The following is a 17,733-nucleotide window of genomic DNA, read 5'->3' on the forward strand; positions in this document are numbered from 1 at the left end:
GATTGCAGCGGTCAGCGTGGTTTTACCGTGGTCGACGTGGCCGATGGTGCCGACGTTGACGTGCGGCTTGGTCCGTTCGAATTTACCTTTTGCCATTTTGAACTCCTAATGATTTGATTAGATTGCTCAGGCACACGCCCGACGGTCTGGTTTGAATTGCTTCTGTGCTGCCTGCTGCGAATTCTGGTGCCCTTGACGTGGATCGAACACGTGGCCTCTCCCTTACCAAGGGAGTGCTCTACCACTGAGCTACAAGGGCTGTAATTTGTTGCATGCGATGCATCAAGCATCTGAACGGAAACTGGAGCGGGTGAAGGGAATCGAACCCTCGTCGTAAGCTTGGAAGGCTTCTGCTCTACCATTGAGCTACACCCGCGAGGTATCGTTCACATTATCTTCACTTACTTTTGCTACTACCCAGTTTTCCTTGCAAAAACTTGGTGGAGGGGGCTGGATTCGAACCAGCGTACTCATAGAGAACAGATTTACAGTCTGTCGCCTTTAACCACTCGGCCACCCCTCCGCGGGAACCGCAGAGTATGAAGCATCTACTCACAACTGTCAACCTTATTTACTGATGCCTGACTGCTGCATTTGCTTATAAAGAAGAAGTTGGCTGCTTCGGGGCGTGATTATAAGCTCCCGATTTGAGAATGTGCAAGGGTTGGCGCGAAAAAGTCGTCTTTTTTCGCATTTTTTTTATCCCCCCTGCTTGCAAGCCGCATTTTTCCGTCATTTGCCCCGCATTGCTCCCCTTTACCGGGCATCGGGCGGATGCATCCAGGACGTCCCATGGGGCTTATATTTACGCAACAACTGCTGATGCAGGCCCGACAGCACGGGTAATTTGGGATTGCGCGGATCCAGGCGGCGCACGCCGGCAATCAGCGTCAGCGCCTGCTGCCCCATGCGCTCGTCCCAACCTTCGTGCTCCAGGCATTTCAGCACGGCCACGGCCGCATTGAACACCACTTGCGGATTGTCGGGCAGGCGCGTGACGGCTTCGCCCATCAGCTCGACGGCGCCGCGGAAGTCGCCCTGCCCCGCCTTTGCGGCGCCGGCCGCCACCATGTCGGCCACTTCCTGGCGGCTTTGCCGCGCCAGCGCCTTGGCCAGCTCCTCCTGCCCCGCCCGCTCAAACACGGCCATGGCGCGCGTCATGGCGGCGCTGTCGGGCGCATTACGCATGACTTCGCGCATCACCTCGGCGGCACCGTCTTCGCGCCCATGCGCCAGGCAGTGGCGCGCCAGCTCCGTCTTGAGCATGTTCGAGCCGCCCACGCTGTGGCGGTTGGCGGCCAGGGCCGCGTCGAGCGACTGCTGCAGCCGCTCCTCGTTGCCCGTCTGCGCATGCAGCATGGCGCTGCACAGGGCACTGCACAGTTCCGCGTTCTTCTGTCCGCCCATCGACTTGTCGAGGTCGCGGATGATGGCCCCCGCCTGCAGCGGATCGCCCTTGCGCACGAGCGTCTGCACCAGGCGTACATGGTCTTCCGGATCGCGGAACTCGGAATACTTGGCCTTGCTGACTACCAGCTTCAGGGCTTTTTCCGCCGTCTCGATATCGTCGGCCGCCAGGGCCGCCTCGCCCAGGCGGCGCAGACGGCGCACGGCGTGCGGCGACAGGGCCACCGCTTCGCTCAGGGCTGCCTGCGCCAGCGCCGGCTTGCCTTGCGCCAGATGCGTGCGCGCCAGCCAGTCATACGCGTCGAGAAAGCGCTTGTTGTTTTCCAGCAAACCTTCCAGGGTGCCTTGCGCCGCGTCGTACTCGCCCAGCAGGAACTGCGTCTTGGCCTGGCCCAGGCGCGCCCAGCCGATAGCCTTGGACGCATACAAGGCCGCATAGATCGGCTCGGCATCGGCCGCCTCGCCCAGCAGCAGGTGCAGCTCGGCGCGCAGGCGCAGGAAATCCGTGGCATAGCGGGGATACAGGCTGGCGCCCTCGGCGCAGGCGGCGATGGCCGCGCGCTCGTTGCCCACGTCGATCAAGGCATACACGGGCACGAAGGCGTTGCGCTTGTCCAGCGCGCGGCCGATGCGTTCGAGCATGTTGTCAGCAGTAAACGGTTTCAGGATGTAATCGGTAGGCAGCAGCTCGACGGCGCTGACCACCTTGGCGAAACTGCCCTCGCCCGTGACCATGAAGAACATGGTCGACGCATGCATCAGCTTGTGGTGGCGCAAGTCTTCCAGCATCTGCTGGCCGTCCTGGCCCCCTTCGAGATCGTACTCGCACAGGATCAGGTCATAGGATTTGCTGCCCAGCATGCGGATCGCCTGGCCGGAACTGGCGGCGTCGTCGATCTTCGCCAGGCCGCACAGGTTGAGCATATTGTGCAGGCTGGCGCGCATGCCCGGATGCGGCTCGATGATCAGCGCGCTGAGGCCCTTGAGTTCTTTCATGTCGTGATGTCCGAAAACTCCGCGGCGCACCACACTGGTGCGTGGCGCCAGCCGGCATGAGGCTGCCGAGTATATGCCGGCGCCGCGCGCAAGGGAATGGCACGGCGCGGAAACTGCTCCGGAAAAGCCGTAAATCAGGCGATGGCGCGCTCCGGATGCCACAGTTGCGGCTCGTGGTCGATCAGGTCGAGCAGCGCGGCCACCACTTCCGGATCGAACTGGCTGCCGCGGCGCTGCTCGATGTACTCGCGCACCTGCGGATACGGCCACGGTTCCTTGTACGGCCGCTCGTGCAGCAGCGCGTCAAACACGTCGACCACGGCAACGATGCGCGCGGCCACGGGTATGTCGCGCCCTTTCAGGCCATGCGGATAGCCGGCGCCATCGAAATGCTCATGGTGGCCGCCCGCGATCTGCGCGCCGTAGGTGAGATAGCTGACGCCGTCGACCATGTTCGCCGCCCGCTCGAGGATGGTACGCCCGACACTGGCGTGCAGCTGCATCTGCGCCCGCTCCTCGTCAGTGTGCTTGCCGGGCTTGAGCAGCACGGCGTCCGGCGTGGCCACCTTGCCCACGTCGTGCAGGATGCTGGCCAGGCCGATCATGTCGAGCAGCTGCGGCGTGAGTTCATCGGCATACACGCCGCGCTGCTGCATGCGGCGGGCGATGGCGTCGGACAATTGCTGCACGCGCCGCACATGGCCGCCCGTGTCGCTGTCGCGGAATTCGGCCAGGTCGGCCAGGGCCACCACGGTCGCTTCCTGCGCCTTGCGCAGCTGGCCGAACATGTACAGGTTGTCGAAGGCGGCGGCGATGCGCTGGCAAAACACTTCCAGCAGGTCGCGCTGGATCTGCGCCAGCGGCCACGGCGGCGTGACGGAGATGGCCAGCTCGCGGTTGCCTTCCGTATGGATGAACAGCACGTTGGCCGGATGCTCGAACTGGCTGCGCTTTTCCGCAAACGCCTTGTCGATGGTGGGCGTGAGGGCATGGTCGGCCGGCATGGCTTCCGATTCGGCCAGCACGGCATACGTGCCCGTGGCGGCCACCACCTCGGGCCGCCCCGCGCCGCCCTGCATCAGGCACAGCACGCCGTCGGCGCCCACGTCGAGGATGGCGCTGACCTGGTTCAGCACCCCCGAGGCGAATTCGCGCAGGGAATGGATCTGGTACAGATTGGTGGCGCCGGCGAGGATCTTGCCCAGGCCGATGCGGCTGCGTTCGAGCATCATCAGGCTCTCGTAGGCGCGCAGGGCCGAGATGACGGTGGTAAACAGCTTCTGCGTCGTCAGCTCCGTCTTGGCCTTGTAATCGTTGATGTCGTACTCGATGATGACGCGCTGCTCGGGCGCCTGGCCCGGCTGGCCCGTGCGCAGCACGACGCGCACGATGGAGTTGTTCAGGTCGGCACGGATGCGCTTGGCGAGGATCAGGCCCGCGTCATCCGTTTCCATCACCACGTCGAGCAGCACCAGGGCGATATCGGGCGTGTCGCGCAGGATCTCATACGCTTCGCGGCCGCTGTAGGCAGAAAACAGTTCCAGCTCGCGGCCCTTGAAGCTGACATTGCGCAGCGCCAGCCGCGTGACCGCATGCACATCGACGTCGTCATCGACAATCAGGACGCGCCACAGGCGCTGGTCGGGTGCCGCCAGTCCCGCAGGACTCGCCACCGGCTCATCCTCGTCGAGCAGCCAGTTATCATCTGCATCGGCTTTGATGTCGGTCATGAATACTCCTAATGGATAAGGTCGATGTGGACGCTGCCTTGACGCCTGTCAAGCATAATCAGATTAGATGCTGCTTACAACTGGATTCTGCGTGCCACCCTCGCCGCTGGCCGGCGCCGATGCAGGCGCGGGCGCAGCACTCAGCGGCTTGACGCCGCAACTGTCCTGGCCGGGTCCGACGGCCTGGTAGCGCACTTCATACTTGCCCGCGCCAAGATGCTCCACCGTCAGCTTGTCATGCGCCAGGATGTACAGGTAGCGCACGTTCGAGCGCCGCTCCAGGTCATACAGCTTGACGAACACGGGTGCCGCATTGGCGCTGTTGTCGAGCGTGACAGCCAGCTCTTCGCCCTTGTTACTGATCGGAAATCCATCCACATACCCCGATTGCGCCGGCCATGGCTCGCCATTCGGCGCCACCAGCGCCGCGGACTCGGCCTGGGCCGCGCCATCGCAGACGGGCCGGGTGGCTTTCAGGCTCAGCTGGGAGACGGCCAGCACGCGGATCTCGGGCGCCTTGGCCTGCGCGGGTTCGGCCGCATACGGCTTGCCCACCGCCCAGCTGTCGATGGCCACGGCCTCCCCCTTGGATGGTGGCAGCAAGGCGCCGGCGCCGGGTGCTGCCGGCTCCGGCTGCGGTTTGGCGCCATCGCGCGCCAGGCCGCTCCAGGCCAAGGCCAGCGCGGACGGCATCGGCCGTGACGTATCGAGCATCAGCAAGGCACCCAGCCAGCCCAGCAGTAAACAAACCACCAGGCTCAGCCACCAGCGCCAGTTGCGCCAGATGGGTGCCTGGCCGCGCCGCGGCTTGCCCGTGGGGGGCGGCACGTCCTGCGCCCAGGCCTGTTCCTGCGACGGGGCATGACCTTTCTGCCGGCCATCCTTGGGCTTGCCTTCTTCGTGATGGGTGCTTTCCAGCCATTCGATTTCCCACTCCTCGGCGGCAATCCACTCGTCATGCTCCTTGCGGCGCTGCGGATCGGACAGGGTGCCATAGGCGCTGTTGAGGATGGCCATGATGCGCGCGGCCTTCTCGTCGCCGGGATTCTTGTCGGGATGGTATTTCTGGCTGAGGGCCTTGTACGCGGCACGTATGACTTCCTGCGGCGCCAGGCGCGCCACTTTCAGGTTGTCATAGTGTGTATGTATCTTTCCCATCGTTCTATCTTGAAATCGGTGCGCGGCGACGGGTTCTTGCAGGATGGAACCGTGCTGTATCGGTCATCATATACGATATGACAAGATAATAACCACCGGCGGACAGGAAATTGCAGGGCCTTCATGCCCTGCCTTGATATCAGAGCCGGTGGCTGCGGTCACCCGACAACAGGGCTTCCGGCAGTTCCACCTGGTGGCCCACCACCAGCACCTTGAACAGCTCGCCCATCTCGGCCGGTGACAGCAGTTTCTGCACGGCGCTGGCCTGCGGCAGGTAGGTCTTGACCTCTTGCGGGTCCGTGCGCAGCAGCAAGTCGCCGATGCCGGCGCCCAGCAGGAAGGTGGCCTGGTTCATGTAGGCGAGCACATCGAGGCCCGCATCCTGCGCCGCCACGGCCATGGCCGTGAAGTCCACGTGGGCCGTGATGTCCTGCAAGCCGGGCAGATAAAACGGTTCCGCGTGGGCATGGTGGCGGTAATGGCACATCAGCGTGCCCGTGGCGCGCAAGTCCAGGTAATACTCGTGCGCAGGAAAACCGTAGTCGAACAGCACGGCCGCGCCGCCCTTGCCGGCCGTCAGCATGCGCGCCAGCGAACGCATGAAGCCGCTGGCGACGCCGTGGATTTCCGTGACGTAGCCGACAGGCAAGGCATCGGCATCGGGGATCTGGGCGGCGATCTGCGCCGCCACGTCTGCACCGGCGGGCCGCTCGACAAAGACGAACTGGCCATCGGCGATGCTGACGTCGAGCTCGCACCAGCCGGCGGGCGTCTTGCTGATCAGATTGACGGGCATGGCATCGAGCACTTCATTGCCGAACACGGCGCCGTCGAAACTGTCGGGAAAGCCGTCGAGCCACACCACTTGCGGGAAGGCGGCCAGCGCCAGCTCCTGGCGCGCGCGCAATTCGCCGGACAATTCGACGATCGCATACTGTTCGATATGGATGCCGGCATGCGCCGCTTCCGTCAGGATGTCGCAGGCCAGCTTGCCCGTGCCGGCGCCGAATTCGAGGATGCGCGGGGCCGTTTGCGCCATAATAGCGGCTGCCACATGGGCCAGGGTGGCGCCGAACAGGGGCGAGATTTCCGGTGCGGTTGTAAAATCGCCATCTTTACCCAGCTTGGCGGCACCGCCGCTGTAATAGCCGAGGTCAGGCGCATACAGCGCCAGCTCCATGAAGCGGACAAAGGGAATGGCGCCGTCATTGCGCGCGATTTCGGCGGCAATCTGGTGCTGCAAGGCATGGGACGCGGCCAGCGCGTCGCTATCGGGTACGGGAAGAGACATACCGTATTGTAGCGAATCGGCGGCGCAGGCCGCCAGTACCGGCCACGGCAAGCCCGCTCACTCCACACCTCGACACAGTAAAGACATGACACCAGCATCGACATCGCCACACAGCACACCCCGCGTCGCCCTCGTCACGGGCGCCGCGCGCCGCATCGGCCGCGCCATCGCCCTGGGCCTGGCGCGCGACGGCTGGGATATTGCCGTGCATTACCGCGCGTCGCACGATGAAGCGCTCAGCCTCGTCGCGGAAATTATCGCGCTGGGCCGGCGCGCCCACGCCTTCCCCTGCGACCTGGCCCAGGAAAATGCCGTGCGCCAGCTGCTGCCGCAGGTGCAGGCGGAACTTGGGGCCGTGACTTGTGTCGTGAACAACGCATCGTTGTTTGCATACGACAATGCCGGCACCTTCTCCACCGGCGCCCTGGACGCCCACATGCACGCCAACCTGGCCGCGCCCATCCTGCTGGCGCAAGCCCTGTACCAGGCGACGCCAAGCGGCGAACAAAGCGTTGTCATCAACTTGCTGGACCAAAAACTGTACAATCTCAATCCTGATTTTTTGTCGTACACCTTGTCCAAGGCGGCGCTGCTGTCGGCGACCACCATGCTGGCCCAGGCCCTGGCGCCGAAAGTGCGCGTGGTCGGCATCGCCCCCGGCATCACCATGGTCTCCGGCGACCAGAGCCAGGCGAACTTTGCCAAGGCGCATGAAAACACGCCGCTGGGCCGTTCCAGCACGCCCGAGGATGTGGCCGATTGCGTCTGTTACGTGGCCGGCGCCCGCGCGCTGACGGGCACGACCTTGCTCGTGGATGGCGGCCAGCACCTGATCGGCCTGCCCCGCGACGTCATGTTTTTGACCAAATAATCAGCAGCCACACCAGACAAACCAGACAAACCAGCATTCCAGCATCCCCTAAAAGGTAAAACTATGTCGTCCGCCCTGTTCCACCCCCGCCTGGCCGATTGCCGCCGCCTGTTCCTGCGCAATTACGAAGTGCTCATCAACATCGGTGTCTATGACTTCGAGAAAAAGGGCGAGCAACGCGTCCTCATCAACGTCGACCTGTACATTCCCCTGGCCCTGTCGACGCCGAAGGATGACCAGCTGGAAGAAGTGGTCGACTATGACTTCATGCGCGAAACCATCGCCAAACGCATGGCGCAAGGCCACGTGCAGCTGCAGGAAAGCCTGGTCGACGACGTGCTGGCGGCCATGCTGTCGCACCCGCGCGTGCGCGCGGCCCGCGTGTCGAGCATGAAACCGGACGTGTATCCCGACTGCGAAGGCGTGGGCGTGGAAGTATTCAAGATCAAGGATGAAGTATGAGCAACATGAACAACACCGCAGTGCTGGAAACGATGACAACGGCCGTGGAGATTCCCGCCAACGTGGACGCGCAGAAACTGGCGCGCAAGAAGGCGGAAAAGATCGCCCTGGAAAACAACAAGCTGCACAAGCGCTTGTGCCGCCTCGTGGGCCAGGCCATCGGCGACTTCAATATGATCGAGGATGGCGACAAGGTGATGGTCTGCCTGTCGGGCGGCAAGGACAGCTATGCGCTGCTGGACATCCTGATGACCCTGCGCGAACGCGCGCCCATCCACTTCGACATCGTCGCCGTCAACCTGGACCAGAAGCAGCCGAACTTCCCGCCGGAAATCCTGCCCGCCTACCTGACGGAACTGGGCGTCGCTTTCCACATCGAAAACCAGGATACCTACAGCATCGTCAAGCGCCTGATTCCGGAAGGCAAAACGACCTGCTCGCTGTGCTCGCGCCTGCGCCGCGGCATCCTGTACCGCGTGGCCGACGAGCTGGGCGCCAACAAGATCGCCCTGGGCCACCACCGCGATGACATTCTGGAAACTTTCTTCCTGAATATGTTCTTCGGCGGAAAATTGAAAGGCATGCCGGCCAAGCTGCAATCCGACGACGGCAAGCACATCGTCATCCGCCCGATGGCCTACGTGAAGGAAGAAGACACGCAGCGCTATGCGGAAGTGAAGGGCTTCCCCATCATCCCGTGCGACCTGTGCGGTTCGCAGGAAAACCTGCAGCGCAAGCAGATCAAGGGCTTGATGCGCGAATGGGACAAGAAATTCCCTGGCCGCGTGGAAAGCATCTTCTCGGCCCTGTCGAACGTGGCCCCATCGCACCTGATGGACCCGAAACTGTTCGGCTTCAAGGACTTGAAGGCGGACGGCGTGGCCAATCCGATGGGCGACATCGCCTTTGACGAAGAGCCGTGCTCGACGCCGACCACCTTCGGCACGATCCCCCTGCAACCGTTGTAATCGGCTGTTGTCAGCCCGTGTTGTTTCGCCGCCACCATCACGGTGGCGGACAGTATCTTCCCCCTGCCTCTTCCCCCCTCCCTTCATTTGATGTACCGTAGACAACTCTGCCGGTACGCGGTGTGTCACGCGCGCATCCCTGCCCGGCGGTCAGCACGCATTCTTCCGACAACCTCACTGGAATGAACCATGACGCCATCCGCGCTCAAGCGCCCCCTGCTGTTCTCCCTGCTTGCCCTCAGCCTCGCCACCGCCTTCGCCGCAACTGCCCCCGCGCCCGCCGACAGGCAGGCCGACCGCTGGGATTTGACGGCGCTGTATGCCAGCGACGCCGCCTTCGATGCCGACGCGAAAAAGCTGTCGGCCCAGCTGCAGCAGCTGGCCACCTGCAAAGGGCAGCTGAGCGCTTCGCCGGCCCGCCTGAAAAGCTGCCTGGACCTGTACGCGGATGCGCGCAAGCGCGTCAACATGCTCTACACGTATGCGGGACAGTATTACGACCAGGATACGGGCGACAGCAAGGGCAACCAGCTGAACCAGCGTGCCGCCCTGCTGGGCAATGAATTCAACCAGGCCACCACCTTCCTGCAGCCGGAAATCCTCTCCCTGGGCGCCAAGCGCATCGACGCCATGCTGGCGAAAGACAAGGGCTTGCAGTTATATCGTTTCCAGTTAAGCAACATGCTGCGCAGCGCGCCGCACACGCTGGACGCTGCCGGCGAACAGCTGGTGGCGCAGTTCGGCCTGGCGACGAGCTCGGCCGCCAGCGTCTACCGTACCCTGGCCAACGCGGAAATCCCGTGGCCGACCATCAAATTGTCGAATGGCACGGAGGTACGCCTCGACCAGGCGGCCTACACCAAGTATCGCGGCGACGACAACCGCGCCGACCGCAAGCGGGTGTTCGATGCCTTCTTCGGCAAGTGGAAGGAGTACGAGCGCACCTTTGGCGAAACCCTGTACGGCCAGCTGAAGACGGACGCCGCCTATGCGAAGGTGCGCCACTATGCCGATTCGCAAAGCGCCGCGCTCGACGCCGACAACTTGCCGCCGGCCGTCTACCAGACCCTGATCGCGCAGACCAACGCCAACCTGCCCACCTTGCACCGCTACTTCAAGCTGCGCGCGCGCATGCTGGGCGTGAAGGACCTGGCGTATTACGACATCTATGCGCCGCTGCTGAAAAGCGAGCGCACCTTCCCGCTGGCCGACGGCAAGCAGATGATGCTCGATTCCGTCGCGCCGCTGGGCCCCGACTATGTGAACGCGTTGACGGCCGCCGTCAACGCGCGCTGGATGGATGTGTATCCGCGCCCGCGCAAGGTGGCGGGCGCCTACATGAATGGCGACGCGTATGACGTGCACCCGTTCGTGCTGCTCAACTACACGGACAACTATGAAGCCGTCAGCACCCTGACGCACGAATGGGGCCACGCCATGCACTCGGTGCTGGCCAACAAGGCGCAGCCGTCCATCTATGCGCCGTACAGCATCTTTGTCGCGGAAATCGCCTCGACCACCAACGAGGCCCTGCTGCTCGACGCGCGCCTGAAACAGGCCAAGGATGACGACGAGCGCCTGCTGTACCTGGGCGCGGCACTGGAAAACCTGCGCGGCACCTTCTTCCGCCAGGCCATGTTCGCCGAATTCGAGGCGGCCATCCACGGCAAGGTGGACAAGGGCGAGTCACTGACGGGCGAAGAGATCACGGCCATCTACGCCGGCATCCTCAAGCGCTACCACGGCGAAGCGCAGGGCGTCATGACCATCGACCCCGCCTACGCGCTGGAATGGGCCTACGTGCCGCATTTTTATCACGGCTTCTATGTGTTCCAGTACGCCACCTCGATCGCCGCGGCGCAGGATTTCGCGCAGCGCATCCTCGACAAGGAACCGGGCGCCCTGGCCGCCTACCTGAAGATGCTCGGTGCCGGCGGCTCGGCCTATCCGTATGAACTGGTGAAGGCGGCCGGCGTCGACCTGGCCTCGCCGAAACCGTACCAGGCGCTGGTGGCGCGCATGAACGGCATCATGGACCAGATCGAAGCGATCGAAGCGAAGCGGGGGAAATAAGCTTCAGCAAGCCCCGGGCAAAGGCCGGGGTCAGCCCCTTTCGACCGCTAGCACAAGCCTTGGCGTTAGCGGTGTTGAGGGTCTGCCCCCGGTTCTGCCGCCTGCTCCGAGGCAAACGCGGCCGCATCGCTCTCGAACATGTCTTCCAGCTCCTCGCGTGCCTGGCGCGTGAGCGACATGACTTTTTGCTGATCCTGGAAGTGCGGCGCCACCTCCAGCAAGGTCTTGAGGTTATGCGCGCGGAAGATGCCGGCCGCGCGCTGCGCCCGCTCCTCGCTGAACCCCACCTGGCGCAAGGTTTGCTCGCCCAGCAGCAGGGCCGCGGCGAACGTCTCGCGCTCAATGATGGTCACGCCCCGCTTCATCAGTTCATAGTAATGCGTGACGTTGCGCGCCCGCGCCAGAATCGTCAGCTGGGGCAGGCGCAGGCGCACGGCGTCGACCAGCGCCAGGCTGTCGTCCACGTTGTCGATGGCGATCACCAGGGCCCTGGCCTTTTCGATGCCGGCCGCCACCAGCAGGTCCACGCGCGTGGCATCGCCATAAAACACCTTGAAACCGAACTTGCGCAGCAGCTCGATCTGGTCCGGATCGTGGTCGAGCACCGTCACGCCGATCTTGTTGGCCGCCAGCAGGCGGCCGATGATCTGCCCGAAGCGGCCAAAGCCGGCGATGACGATGGGGTTGTCCTGCGCCTCGATATGGTCGTCGGGGCGGCGCTTCTTCTCGCTTTGCAGGCGCGGCGCGACGAATTTGTCGTGCGCCAGCAGCAGCAGGGGCGTGGCCACCATCGACACCGTCACCACCACCACCAGCAAGGCGCCCGTCTCCGGCGCAAAGACGTGGGCGGCCACGGCGGCGGCAAACACGACGAAGGCGAACTCGCCGCCCTGCGACAGCAGCAGCGCGAAGAACAGCTGCTGGCCGCGGGGAATGTCGAAAAACTTCGACAACACGTACAGCAAGGCGATTTTCACCACCAGCAGGCCCGCCACGAGGGCCAGGATCAGCAGCGGCTGGGCGCGCAGCACGCCGAAATCGACGGACATGCCGACGGCCATGAAGAACAGGCCCAGCAGCAGGCCCTTGAACGGCTCCAAGTCGGAAATAAGCTCATGGCGGTATTCGGAATCGGCCAGCAGCACGCCGGCGACAAACGTCCCCAGCGCCATCGACAGGCCCACCGATTCCATCAGCACGCAGATGGCGATTACCAGCAGCAGGGCGAAGGCCGTGAAGATCTCGCGCAATTCCGTCCTGGCGATGAAGCGCAGGATGGGGTTCACGAGGAAGCGCCCGCCGATCACGAGGGCGGCCAGCACGGCGGCCAGCTTGGCCACGCGCAGCCAGCCCGGCTCGCCCCCATGCGTGACCAGGCCGCCCAGCAGCGGCACCAGCGCGATCATGGGAATGGCGGCGATATCCTGGAACAGCAGGATGGAAAAGCCGGCAGAACCGGCCGGCGTGCTCATCAGCTTGCGTTCGCCCAGGGTGGCCAGCACGATGGCCGTCGACGACAGCGACAGGCCCAGGCCGCCCACCAGCGCCGTGCGCCAGTCCACGCCGAAGGCCATGGCCACGGCGCACAGTCCCGCGCTGACGACGGCCACCTGCGCCCCGCCCCAACCGAAAATCGGGCGGCGCAGCAGCCACAGACGCTTCGGCTCCAGTTCCAGGCCGATCAGGAACAGCAACAGCACGACGCCGAACTCGGAGAAGCTGAGGATCACCTCGACATTCTTGATCAGGCCCAGGCCCCACGGCCCGATGACGACGCCGGCCACCAGGTAGCCCAGCACGGCCCCCATGCCCAGGCGCTTGGCCAGCGGCACCATGATGATGGCGGCCACCAGGTAAAACAGTATGTTGATGAGAAAGCTGTGGTGTTCCATGCAGGTTCCGGGCAGAGATGTGGATGAAACGACATCATGCCTGAAATGCCCGGCCCGGGTTTGTCCCGGGCCGGGAAGTGTCGCTTATTGGGCGGATGGCGCGGCGGCGACGGGCGCCACGTCCGTGCGCAGCACCGGATACAGGTTCAGGCGCTCGTCCCACGAACTGTGGCGGCGGGCGAAGAATTCCAGGCGCGCCTGCGGGCTTTTGGCAAAGGCGGGATCGCTGGCCAAGCGCTCGTGGAACTGCGCCGCCAGCGCCGGGTCGGCCGCCAGCTGGGCGCGCGCCACGTCCTCGGCCACATAGGCTTCCATGTATTCCTTGCGCTCGAAGGCCATGTTGAAACTGCCCCAGGCCAGCAGGGAATCGGGCGCGCGCGGCTCCAGCAGGGCCACCACCAGCCGCGCCTTGGCCTGGCGGACGGGCACGTACAGCGCTCCGGCACCGATCACGCGCGCCTCGTCCTGCCATTCGCCCTGCACGGTCGCCGTCTGCCGGCCTTCGAACGACTGCGCGCCGAATGCCACCTGCGTGGCGCGGAAGGCCTGCACCGGCTGCCGGCCCCAGTCCGCCGCCAGCACCTGGTAAGCGACGCCATGCTGGCGCAGCTTGGCGGCCACCATGCCCGCCTGGGCGGCCGGCACCAGGTAGCCGGCCTTCGGTGCGGCCTGCTGCAGGTCGGGCACGATCTCGTCGCGCAGGGGGACCGTCCACAGCTGCGGCGTGGTCTCGTCATAGCGCGTCATGAGCGCGCCGGAAATGTCGGATGGCGTGCGCGTGTAGGCATAGCCGCGAAACGCGATCAAGTGGCTCTTCTCCGTCGTCTTGTACGTGAGCGGCAAGGTGGCGCCGGCCAGCTGCGCCGCGCGGCTGTCCGCTTCCAGCGCCGTTTGCCGCCACTGCGCGCCATGTTGCGCCATTTGCGACAGCAGCGAGACGATGGTGTTGCGCGTGATGCGCACGCGGGTCGGATAATCCTTCCACGAATGGGTTTCCACCAGCATGCCGAAGCGGTTGCGCAGCAGGAAATAGCCGTGCGAGAAGCGCGGGTTCGGCGCCGAGTCGACAAAGCCCGATTGCGGGTTGTCTTCTTCCGCGAACGAGATATAGAACGGCTTCGGGTCCGAGCCCTGCCGCGCCAGGTCGGCCAGGACGTTGTCGCGCAGGGCCGTGCCAGCCACGCGCAAGGCGGGATCGCCCGCATGCACGGGTTCAACCTGGATCGAAATGTCCGGCTCGAACTGCGCGCCATCGGTGACGTGCAGGTCGACATAGGCCAGCGGGTCCCAGGCGTTCACCAGCGCCAGCATGTGCTGCATCTCGGGCGCATCCGCCTTCACATAGTCGCGGTTCAGGTTGTAGTTCTGCGCCGTGCTGCGCCAGCCCATTTCCACGGGGCCGCGCTGGTTCGGCCGGTTCCACTGGCCATAGCGCTCGTGGCCATCGACGTTAAACACGGGCACGAACAGCAAGACCTGCTTGTCCAGCGCGCCGGGCGCCGCCTTGCCTTCCAGGACTTCGCGCAGGGCCAGGAAACCGGCGTCCTTGCCGTCGATCTCGCCCGCATGGATGCCGCCCTGGACCAGCAGCACGGGCAGCTTGCGGCGCGCCGCCTCGGCCGGCGTCAGGGCCCCCGTATTGCTCACGGCCAGCGCCAGCATGGGCCGGTTTTCCGGCGTGCGGCCAAACTCCACGCAGCGCACCTGCTTCGGATAGCGTGCCTGGAACTGGCGGCACAGCGCTTCCACTTCCGCGTAGCGGCCCGTCTGCAAAAAGCCCGAGCGTTCGGCCACCGTGGTCAACGGCGAAGCGGCGTAGGAGGGCAAGGCAAAGGTGGACAACAGGGCGGCGGACAGCAGGGCGTGGCGTAGCATGGGACGGGCTCCATCGAGAGAGGACAAGCGGGCAATTATAGGGGGAGTATCGAGCGGGAGGACAAATAAAAAGCCGGGAAAGCAGCGTGTGCGATCCCGGCTTGGGAGGCTATGCCCCAGCATCTTCAATGCCGGGGTCAGACGGGGACGCCGAGTCCCGGCGGGTCCGACCCCAGGTTTCAGGTTGGCGCCTGGGTGAGATCAGCTGCCGAAATGGTAGTTGAACTCAACCCAGCCCTGGCGGCCTTGCGGGCTGTAGTTACCCACCGGGTAGTACGGCCAGCCGCCGCTGTTGTCGCGCTTGACCGTGTCGAGGACGTTGTTGATGATCAGCGACAGGGTGGCGCGGTCGCTGAAGCGGTACACGGTGCTGATATTGGCCAGCGCCGTTGGCGTCAGGTAGGCGGTACCGGCGCCGTTCGGGATCTTGCCGTAACGGGTCACCAGCAAGGTATTCGACCAGTCGCCTGCGCTCCAGTTGACGCTCAGGTTCAGCTTGTCAGGCCAATCCGTGCTGCTCATGTCCTTCAGCTCGTCGATCTCTTCGTCGCCCGCAAACTGCTGCGACTTCTTGCTCAGCACCTTGGCGTAGTTGGCCTTGAAGGCGAAGCGGCCATAGTCCGTCGTGCGCAGCAAATACTTCAGGCTGATGTCGACGCCGCTGGTGCTCTGCTTGGCCGCATTGATCGGATTGACGGTGATGGTCTTGATCTCGCCGGCGCGGTTCAAGGCATTCGCGGCAAAGCGTTCCACGCGGTTCAGGGTATCGACGCAGGTCGGCGAATTGATGTCGGTCTTGCCCAGGCGGCAATCGGCTTCATCGCGCAGGATCTTGTCGGCGCTCAGGTTGGTCACCAGATCGTCGATCTTGATGTTCCAATAGTCGACGGAGACGTCGAAGCTGGCACTCGGCGACCAGACGGCGCCCACGCCGAAGGACTTGCCCTTCTCCGACTGCAGATCCTTGCTGCCGTTCTGCACATAGTCGGCGCCCGGCGACTTGTTCGCGTAGTCGCAATCCTCGATGGCCTGTCCGGCGGCGCCGCAACGGTAGTAGTCGGTGGTGCTCGAATAATAGCCCGTGCCGCGCGCCTTGTAGATGTAGTTCATGTCCGGCGCGCGGAAGCTGGTGGCGTAATTGGCGCGGAACAGCACTTCCTTCGTCGGACGCAGCTCCAGCCCGCCGTTATAGGTGAACTTGCCATCGCTGCGGCCGGCAAAGTTGTAGCGGTCATAGCGGCCGGCCAGGGTGCCCGTCAGCTTGTCATGCAGCGGCAGGTTGACTTCGGCGCCCAGCGCGTAGCGCGTGCGCGTGCCGGCCGTGATGTCGGACTTGGTGGCGACGTTGAAGTAGCCCTCGTTGAGGCGCGCATCGGGCACGTTGCTGAAACCCTGCTTGCCCGCCTCGGCGATGGTGGCGATCTTCGCCACGCCGGCCGGCAGCTGGAACAGGTCGCCGTTGGTGGCCAGGCTCAGGGTATTCGTCCAGGCCTTGTCGTCGCTGTCGGAATTGCCCGTGATGCTGTCGAACTCGGCGGCGGTCAGGCGGCGCGACAAACGGGCCGGGTCCGGCGCGTAGATGGCGACGCCATTCGCGTCCGTGCCCAGTTTCGGTCCCAGGAAGAAGCTGTCGATATTGGCCAGCGCGCGCGGCGTGTGGCTTTCGCTCTTGTACAGCGAAGCGTTGTAGTTGGCTTCATACTGCCACGATGCCGTGCCGGGAATGCGGCCCTTGGCGCCCAGCGAGATGGCGGTGGCCAGGTCGTCCCACTTGCGGTTGTAGCGCGACACGCCGCCCATTTCCTCGGGCGAGATGTAGCGCGTCCACGCCTCGTAATTGCCCGTGTTCTGGTTCTTGAAGTAGCTGTTGCCCGTCGACGCAGAGGTCCAGGTGGGGCCGCGCGTATTATTTTCCGTCGCGTTCTTGCCGATCAGGAAATCGGCAAACAGCGTCGTTTCCGGCGACAGCTCGTAATTGGCGCTGCCGAACACGTTCTGGCTCTGGTTCTTGGTCTGCGTGGTCCAGTAGGTCGGGCCCACTTTCGGGCTGGCGCAATAGCTGCCGTTCTTCGCCTGGTATTTCACGACGCTGCCGCCGAACAGGTCGCCGAACTGCTTGCAGGTGTCCCCCAGGTCCACGTAGGTGCCGGAAGTGCCCGACTGCACCACGCGGCGCGAGGCGATGTTCGTCGGCGTGCCCGAGCGGGTGGACATGAAGTCACGCTCCAGGCTGGACAGCGGATCGCGCTGGCTCAGCTCCACGCTGAACAGGGTATGCAGCTTGTCGAAGTTGCCGCCGCCCGTCAGCTGCACGCGCTGGTTGCCGCCGCCGCCGCGCGTGGTGGTACCCGCCTTGAGGTTGATGTCAAAGCCTTCCGTCTGTTTTTTCAGGATCACGTTGATCACGCCGGCGATCGCGTCCGAACCATAGATGGCGGAGGCGCCGCCGTTGAGGATTTCGATGCGGTCGACGATGCTCGACGGGATATTCGCCAGGTTGGTGAAGTTCACCGTGCCTTCGTAGGCGACGGGGAAATCGGCCAGGCGGCGGCCGTTGAGCAGGATCAAGGTGTGATTCGGGCCCAGGCCCCGCAGGCTGATGGTGTTGGCCGACGGCGTGAAGGTATTGCCGAAGTCTTCGCCTTGCGTAAAGCCGCTGTTCTGCACCTGGTTGCTCAGGGCGTCATAGACGTTTTTATAGCCTTGCTTGGTGATTTCATCGCCGGTCAGGATGGTGACGGGCGACGGACCTTCCAGGCTGGCGCGGGGAATCCGCGAACCGGTCACGACAACCGAGTGGGCGCCGGTGTCGGCCTGGCCCTCGGCAGCCGGCGCGGCAGATTGTGCCTGCGCCACGCTGGCGGAACCGCCCAGGATGGCCAGTACGGCAATGCTGAGCGGGGTTAACTTGAATTGTCTAGGCATCTTTACGCTTCTCAAGGTGGAAGAAAAGCCAAAAGATATCAAAATGCAAGTAATTACAGAACGAATCGATTCGTCTTTCTATATA

At 64.1% G+C, this 17,733-nt stretch carries 12 protein-coding genes and 3 tRNA genes; 4 read left to right on the forward strand and 11 right to left on the reverse strand.

Annotation, left to right across the window (positions count from 1 at the left end; all coding sequences use genetic code 11):
• The 8 genes from EBS11_RS11800 to EBS11_RS11835 form a co-directional block, all read right to left on the reverse strand.
• Positions 1-96 (reverse strand): GTP-binding protein (locus tag EBS11_RS11800; protein WP_033470817.1); only part of this gene is annotated, 96 nt, incomplete at its 3' end.
• Between the two features lie 88 nt (positions 97-184).
• A tRNA-Thr gene (locus EBS11_RS11805) sits at positions 185-259 on the reverse strand.
• Positions 260-302: 43 nt separating this feature from the next.
• Positions 303-376 (reverse strand) — tRNA-Gly (locus EBS11_RS11810).
• A gap of 62 nt (positions 377-438) precedes the next feature.
• Positions 439-523 (reverse strand) — tRNA-Tyr (locus tag EBS11_RS11815).
• Positions 524-756: 233 nt separating this feature from the next.
• On the reverse strand, positions 757-2,403 hold the full coding sequence (locus EBS11_RS11820; RefSeq protein ID WP_290603173.1) for a tetratricopeptide repeat-containing response regulator: 1,647 nt from the start codon (positions 2,401-2,403) through the stop codon (positions 757-759).
• Positions 2,404-2,537: 134 nt separating this feature from the next.
• Positions 2,538-4,133 carry a DUF3369 domain-containing protein gene (locus tag EBS11_RS11825; RefSeq protein ID WP_290603174.1) on the reverse strand — a complete coding sequence of 532 codons (1,596 nt, stop codon included), beginning with the start codon at positions 4,131-4,133 and terminating at the stop codon, positions 2,538-2,540.
• Positions 4,134-4,196: 63 nt separating this feature from the next.
• Positions 4,197-5,291 carry a DnaJ domain-containing protein gene (locus EBS11_RS11830; RefSeq protein WP_290603175.1) on the reverse strand — a complete coding sequence of 365 codons (1,095 nt, stop codon included), beginning with the start codon at positions 5,289-5,291 and terminating at the stop codon, positions 4,197-4,199.
• 139 nt (positions 5,292-5,430) lie between these two features.
• Positions 5,431-6,582: an SAM-dependent methyltransferase gene (locus tag EBS11_RS11835; RefSeq protein WP_290603176.1), complete on the reverse strand. Its 1,152-nt coding sequence runs from the start codon at positions 6,580-6,582 to the stop codon at positions 5,431-5,433.
• Positions 6,583-6,667: 85 nt separating this feature from the next.
• On the opposite strand from EBS11_RS11835, the gene EBS11_RS11840 reads away from it, so the two are divergent.
• The 4 genes from EBS11_RS11840 (at position 6,668) to pepF (ending at position 10,956) form a co-directional block, all read left to right on the forward strand.
• Positions 6,668-7,453 carry an SDR family oxidoreductase gene (locus EBS11_RS11840; RefSeq protein ID WP_290603177.1) on the forward strand — a complete coding sequence of 262 codons (786 nt, stop codon included), beginning with the start codon at positions 6,668-6,670 and terminating at the stop codon, positions 7,451-7,453.
• 63 nt (positions 7,454-7,516) lie between these two features.
• On the forward strand, positions 7,517-7,915 hold the full coding sequence (locus EBS11_RS11845; protein WP_092798596.1) for a dihydroneopterin aldolase: 399 nt from the start codon (positions 7,517-7,519) through the stop codon (positions 7,913-7,915).
• A gap of 32 nt (positions 7,916-7,947) precedes the next feature.
• Positions 7,948-8,883, forward strand: a complete 936-nt coding sequence (gene ttcA / locus EBS11_RS11850) for a tRNA 2-thiocytidine(32) synthetase TtcA (RefSeq protein WP_290603241.1) — start codon at positions 7,948-7,950, stop codon at positions 8,881-8,883.
• Between the two features lie 189 nt (positions 8,884-9,072).
• On the forward strand, positions 9,073-10,956 hold the full coding sequence (pepF, locus tag EBS11_RS11855; protein ID WP_290603178.1) for an oligoendopeptidase F: 1,884 nt from the start codon (positions 9,073-9,075) through the stop codon (positions 10,954-10,956).
• A 65-nt stretch (positions 10,957-11,021) separates the two neighbouring features.
• Here pepF and kefC read toward each other — a convergent pair whose 3' ends face one another.
• The 3 genes from kefC to EBS11_RS11870 all read right to left on the reverse strand — a co-directional run bounded on the left by kefC (position 11,022) and on the right by EBS11_RS11870 (position 17,648).
• Positions 11,022-12,848 (reverse strand): glutathione-regulated potassium-efflux system protein KefC, encoded by a 1,827-nt coding sequence (gene kefC, locus EBS11_RS11860; RefSeq protein ID WP_290603179.1) that lies wholly within the window; start codon positions 12,846-12,848, stop codon positions 11,022-11,024.
• An 84-nt stretch (positions 12,849-12,932) separates the two neighbouring features.
• Positions 12,933-14,723, reverse strand: a complete 1,791-nt coding sequence (locus tag EBS11_RS11865; RefSeq protein WP_290603180.1) for a M14 family metallopeptidase — start codon at positions 14,721-14,723, stop codon at positions 12,933-12,935.
• Between the two features lie 201 nt (positions 14,724-14,924).
• A complete protein-coding gene (locus EBS11_RS11870) occupies positions 14,925-17,648 on the reverse strand; it encodes a TonB-dependent receptor (RefSeq protein WP_290603181.1) in 2,724 nt (907 codons plus the stop codon).
• Positions 17,649-17,733 lie beyond the last annotated feature (85 nt).

This window comes from Janthinobacterium sp. (genome assembly GCF_009923995.1).
Taxonomy (GTDB): domain Bacteria; phylum Pseudomonadota; class Gammaproteobacteria; order Burkholderiales; family Burkholderiaceae_D; genus Janthinobacterium.

What these genes read in the sequence shown, in the direction of transcription:
- EBS11_RS11845 (WP_092798596.1), top strand. Translation starts at nt 7,517, where the DNA reads ATGTCGTCCGCCCTGTTCCACCCCCGCCTGGCCGATTGCCGCCGCCTG.
- pepF (WP_290603178.1), top strand. Translation starts at nt 9,073, where the DNA reads ATGACGCCATCCGCGCTCAAGCGCCCCCTGCTGTTCTCCCTGCTTGCC.
- EBS11_RS11865 (WP_290603180.1), bottom strand. Translation starts at nt 14,723, where the DNA reads ATGCTACGCCACGCCCTGCTGTCCGCCGCCCTGTTGTCCACCTTTGCC.
- ttcA (WP_290603241.1), top strand. Translation starts at nt 7,948, where the DNA reads ATGACAACGGCCGTGGAGATTCCCGCCAACGTGGACGCGCAGAAACTG.
- EBS11_RS11835 (WP_290603176.1), bottom strand. Translation starts at nt 6,582, where the DNA reads ATGTCTCTTCCCGTACCCGATAGCGACGCGCTGGCCGCGTCCCATGCC.
- EBS11_RS11825 (WP_290603174.1), bottom strand. Translation starts at nt 4,133, where the DNA reads ATGACCGACATCAAAGCCGATGCAGATGATAACTGGCTGCTCGACGAG.
- EBS11_RS11870 (WP_290603181.1), bottom strand. Translation starts at nt 17,648, where the DNA reads ATGCCTAGACAATTCAAGTTAACCCCGCTCAGCATTGCCGTACTGGCC.
- EBS11_RS11840 (WP_290603177.1), top strand. Translation starts at nt 6,668, where the DNA reads ATGACACCAGCATCGACATCGCCACACAGCACACCCCGCGTCGCCCTC.
- kefC (WP_290603179.1), bottom strand. Translation starts at nt 12,848, where the DNA reads ATGGAACACCACAGCTTTCTCATCAACATACTGTTTTACCTGGTGGCC.
- EBS11_RS11830 (WP_290603175.1), bottom strand. Translation starts at nt 5,291, where the DNA reads ATGGGAAAGATACATACACACTATGACAACCTGAAAGTGGCGCGCCTG.
- EBS11_RS11820 (WP_290603173.1), bottom strand. Translation starts at nt 2,403, where the DNA reads ATGAAAGAACTCAAGGGCCTCAGCGCGCTGATCATCGAGCCGCATCCG.